A 4,103-nucleotide genomic window follows, 5' to 3' on the forward strand; every position below is an offset into this window, starting at 1 on the left:
GGCCCGCCCGGCTTCTACCGCTACCAGGTGGTCTCCGTGAGCGGCTCCAGCCCCTACACACTGAAGACCAAAGCCCCCTGATCCGCCTTCCGCGGGAGGTTCCACGGGACGTCCACCGTGGTGCGGTGCCTGCGGGCAGTGGCGGAGCGACCCTGGGGCTGGGGAGCTCTGTCCGGCAGGTAACACGCCCTGTCTCGTAGAGTGAGACAAGTGGCCGAGACGGCGGAACGGCGATGTAGAGTGCTTAGGACCTGCGTGTCAGGTTTCCAACTGAATATTTGCTCATCCAGAGGGGTGGAGGGATCGGCCCTGCGAAGCCCCGGCAACCATCCCGGTTCAAGACTCGTGATCGACACGAGGTCAGCCGGGACAGGTGCCAATTCCGGTCTGTGACCAGGGTGGTCCGCAGACGAAGATGAGGGAAAGGCCTCGCTTCATGGCGCTCGCAACCACTGAGAACACCACCACCTCGCTTGGTCGTGTCGAAGACACGCAAAACCAGCAGTTCGGCCCCGCCGTGGCCCTGTCCTGTCGCGAGTGCGGTGCCCGCTACGACCTCGGCCCGAGCTTCGCCTGTGCCGAGTGTTTCGGGCCCCTTGAGATCGCCTACGACTTCGGGCGAGTGACCCGGGAGCAGATCGCCGAGGGGCCGGCCAACATCTGGCGTTACCGCTCGCTGCTGCCCGTCCCCGCCGACGTGGCCGCCAAGCCCAACATGGAGCCCGGCTGGACCAGGCTCGTCAACGCCGGCAACCTCGCCCGTGAGCTGGGCATGCGCTCGCTGCACGTGAAGGACGACTCCGGCAACCCCACGCACTCCTTCAAGGACCGCGTGGTGGCCATCGCCGTCGAGGCGGCCCGTAACTTCGGCTTCCACACCCTCTCCTGCTCCTCCACCGGCAACCTGGCCGGTGCCGCTGCCGCCGCCGCCGCGCGGGCCGGGCTGGACGCCTGCGTGTTCATCCCCGCCGACCTGGAGCAGGCCAAGGTCGTCATGGCCTCCGTGTACGGGGGCAGGCTCATCGGCATCGAGGGCACCTACGACGACGTGAACCGTTTCTGCTCGGAGCTCATCGGCGACGAGCTGGGCGAGAAGTGGGGCTTCGTCAACGTCAACCTCCGGCCGTACTACGCCGAGGGCTCCAAGACGCTGGCGTACGAGATCGCCGAGCAGCTCGGCTGGCGCGTTCCCGACCAGATCGTCGTGCCGGTCGCGTCGGGCTCCCAGCTCACGAAGATCGACAAGGGTTTCAAGGAGCTGATCGAGCTCGGTCTCGTCGAGGACAGGCCGTACAAGATCTTTGCGGCCCAGGCCGAGGGGTGCTCCCCGGTCTCCGCCGCCTACAAGGCGGGCCACGACGTGATCCGCCCGGTGAAGCCGGACACGATCGCCAAGTCGCTGGCGATCGGCAACCCCGCCGACGGCCCGTACGTGCTGGACATCGCCCGCCGTACCGGCGGCGCGGTCGAGGACGTCACCGACCCCGAGATCGTCGACGCGATCCGGTTGCTGGCCAGGACCGAGGGCATCTTCGCCGAGACCGCCGGAGGTGTCACCGTCGGCGTGCTTCGCAAGCTGGTCGCGGCAGGGAGGCTCGACCCGGAGGCGGAGACCGTGGTTCTCAACACCGGCGACGGTCTCAAGACCCTCGACGCGGTGGCCGCCGAGGCGCGCCCCACCGCTGTGATTCGCCCCTCTCTTGACGCATTCCGTGCGGCAATCGCCTAGAAATCGTGAAAGGTACTGAATTATGAGCGTTTCTGTGCGGATTCCGACGATTCTCCGGACTTACACCGATGGTGCTGCCGAGGTGAGCGGAGAGGGTGAGACCCTGCGCGACGTCCTCCAGAAGCTTGACGCGGACTTCCCGGGGGTCGGCGCCCGAATTCTTGATGAAACGGGTAAGATTCGCCGTTTTGTCAACGTCTATGTCGGAGATGAGGATGTCCGCTTCGCCGACAACCTCGACACGGCCACGCCCTCCGGCGTCCAGATCTCCATCATCCCGGCGGTCGCCGGGGGCTGAGTCCCCCCCGCCCGCGCTGCGCCGGTCGCACCCGCCTCACCTTCCGAGGCGCTCGCGACGCCTCTCCATGACACCCGCCCGGCTCCGGCCGCGTGCGGGTGTCCTGCTTTGTGGGGTAAACCGGTATTCGCGGTGGGGAAAGATAATGTAATCTTTAACTAACTAATAGTGATAGTCAAACTGTGCTCTCGTACTAAATGCTCTTGTAAAGAGCTAGTTTGGTGCTTGACTCTGTTGCCCTACCGGTTCCCACAGGTATGGTCGAGAACGATCGATGTGGCGAAGTCCGCCCCGGAGATTGAGGACTTCGCGCGAGGAATGGGCGTCGTCCTTAAGTCCAGTAAGAGGAGTCGCAAGTGGCGCAGGGCACCGTCAAATGGTTCAACGCGGACAAGGGCTACGGCTTCATCGCGGTAGACGGTGGTAAGGATGTGTTCGTCCATTACTCCGCGATCATGATGGATGGCTACCGTGCACTCGAGCAGGGCCAGCGAGTCGAGTTCGAGATCACCCAAGGTCAGAAGGGTCCCCAGGCGGAGTCCGTCCGGGCGGTCTGACATGGCCGTCCCGTGAACCCGCAGGGAGGGGTCGGTGGACCCCGCGGCAACGCAGTCCGCTGGATCCACACCACCTAGGCCCGGCTCGCCTCCCCAACCGGCGAGCCGGGTCTTCGCTTTGCGCGGAACGCACGCCCGCATGACGCGGAGCATGCGCTGACGTGGCCCGGAGCGGATGTCCGCGCCGGGCGCGGCGCAGGTCAAGGGATCGTGGCTTGCACTCGACAAGGTAGAGTGCTAAACACATTGTTGGCACTCGCGCATAGAGAGTGCCAACCCTGGATCGAGGCGATGGGGCCCACCGAACGGAGTCGTGGGCCCACATGCCGTCGCGGGCGTCGGCTCGGTCCGGTGCAAGCCACCCTGTCTCTGGGAGGTCTAGCCGTATGGCAGCCAAGATGATCGCGTTTAACGAGGACGCCAGGCGCGGTCTCGAGCGTGGCATGAACCAGCTCGCGGACGCCGTTAAGGTGACCCTCGGCCCCAAGGGCCGCAATGTCGTTCTGGAGAAGAAGTGGGGCGCCCCCACCATCACCAACGATGGTGTCTCCATTGCGAAGGAGATCGAGCTCGAGGACCCGTGGGAGAAGATCGGGGCCGAGCTCGTCAAGGAGGTCGCCAAGAAGACCGACGACGTCGCGGGTGACGGCACCACCACCGCCACCGTGCTCGCTCAGGCTCTCGTACGCGAGGGTCTCCGCAACGTCGCCGCCGGCGCCAACCCGATGTCCCTGAAGAAGGGCATCGAGGCCGCCGTCGAGCGAGTCTCGGAGGAGCTGTCCAAGCTGGCCAAGGACGTGGAGACGAAGGCGCAGATCGCCTCCACCGCTTCCATCTCCGCGGGTGACCCGCAGATCGGCGAGATGATCGCCGAGGCGATGGACAAGGTCGGCAAGGAAGGTGTCATCACCGTCGAGGAGAGCAACACCTTCGGCCTGGAGCTTGAGCTCACCGAGGGCATGCGCTTCGACAAGGGCCTCACCTCGATGTACTTCGTGACCGACCCGGAGCGTATGGAGGCCGTCCTCGACGACCCGTACATCCTGGTCGTCAACTCCAAGGTGTCCGCCAACAAGGACCTGCTCCCGGTTCTCGACAAGGTCGTGCAGGCCGGCAAGCCGCTGCTGATCATCGCCGAGGACGTCGAGGGCGAGGCCCTGGCCACCCTGGTCGTCAACAAGATCCGCGGTCTGTTCCGCTCGGTCGCCGTCAAGGCGCCCGGCTTCGGTGACCGCCGCAAGGCCATGCTGGGCGACATCGGCATCCTGACCGGTGCCCAGGTCATCAGCGAGGACCTCGGCCTCAAGCTGGAGTCCACCACGCTGGACCAGCTCGGCCGTGCCCGTCAGGTCATCGTCACCAAGGACGAGACCACCATCGTCGACGGCGCCGGTGACGCCGAGCAGATCGCCGGTCGGGTCAATCAGATCCGCGCCGAGATCGACAACACCGACTCCGACTACGACCGCGAGAAGCTCCAGGAGCGTCTCGCCAAGCTGGCCGGCGGCGTGGCCGTCAT

4 protein-coding genes and 1 riboswitch are annotated in these 4,103 nt (G+C 65.6%); all 4 genes read left to right on the plus strand.

Annotated elements, in window-relative coordinates; genetic code table 11:
* Positions 1–279: 279 nt before the first annotated feature.
* Positions 280–422, plus strand: a riboswitch (SAM riboswitch).
* Positions 423–436: 14 nt separating this feature from the next.
* Positions 437–1,729 carry a threonine synthase gene (gene thrC / locus ABZU75_RS45565; RefSeq protein WP_355569547.1) on the plus strand — a complete coding sequence of 431 codons (1,293 nt, stop codon included), beginning with the start codon at positions 437–439 and terminating at the stop codon, positions 1,727–1,729.
* A 22-nt stretch (positions 1,730–1,751) separates the two neighbouring features.
* Positions 1,752–2,027 carry a MoaD/ThiS family protein gene (locus ABZU75_RS45570; protein WP_355569551.1) on the plus strand — a complete coding sequence of 92 codons (276 nt, stop codon included), beginning with the start codon at positions 1,752–1,754 and terminating at the stop codon, positions 2,025–2,027.
* A 356-nt stretch (positions 2,028–2,383) separates the two neighbouring features.
* Positions 2,384–2,584, plus strand: a complete 201-nt coding sequence (locus tag ABZU75_RS45575) for a cold-shock protein (RefSeq protein WP_012895270.1) — start codon at positions 2,384–2,386, stop codon at positions 2,582–2,584.
* A 386-nt stretch (positions 2,585–2,970) separates the two neighbouring features.
* Positions 2,971–4,103, plus strand: a 1,133-nt coding sequence (gene groL / locus ABZU75_RS45580) for a chaperonin GroEL (RefSeq protein WP_355569555.1), incomplete at its 3' end; no start/stop codon positions are given.

Source organism: Streptosporangium sp. NPDC005286, from assembly GCF_040607515.1.
Classification (GTDB): Bacteria; Actinomycetota; Actinomycetes; order Streptosporangiales; family Streptosporangiaceae; genus Streptosporangium.

Excerpts from the sequence above, each read along its gene's own strand:
- thrC (WP_355569547.1), top strand. The coding sequence starts at position 437 with ATGGCGCTCGCAACCACTGAGAACACCACCACCTCGCTTGGTCGTGTC.
- ABZU75_RS45570 (WP_355569551.1), top strand. The coding sequence starts at position 1,752 with ATGAGCGTTTCTGTGCGGATTCCGACGATTCTCCGGACTTACACCGAT.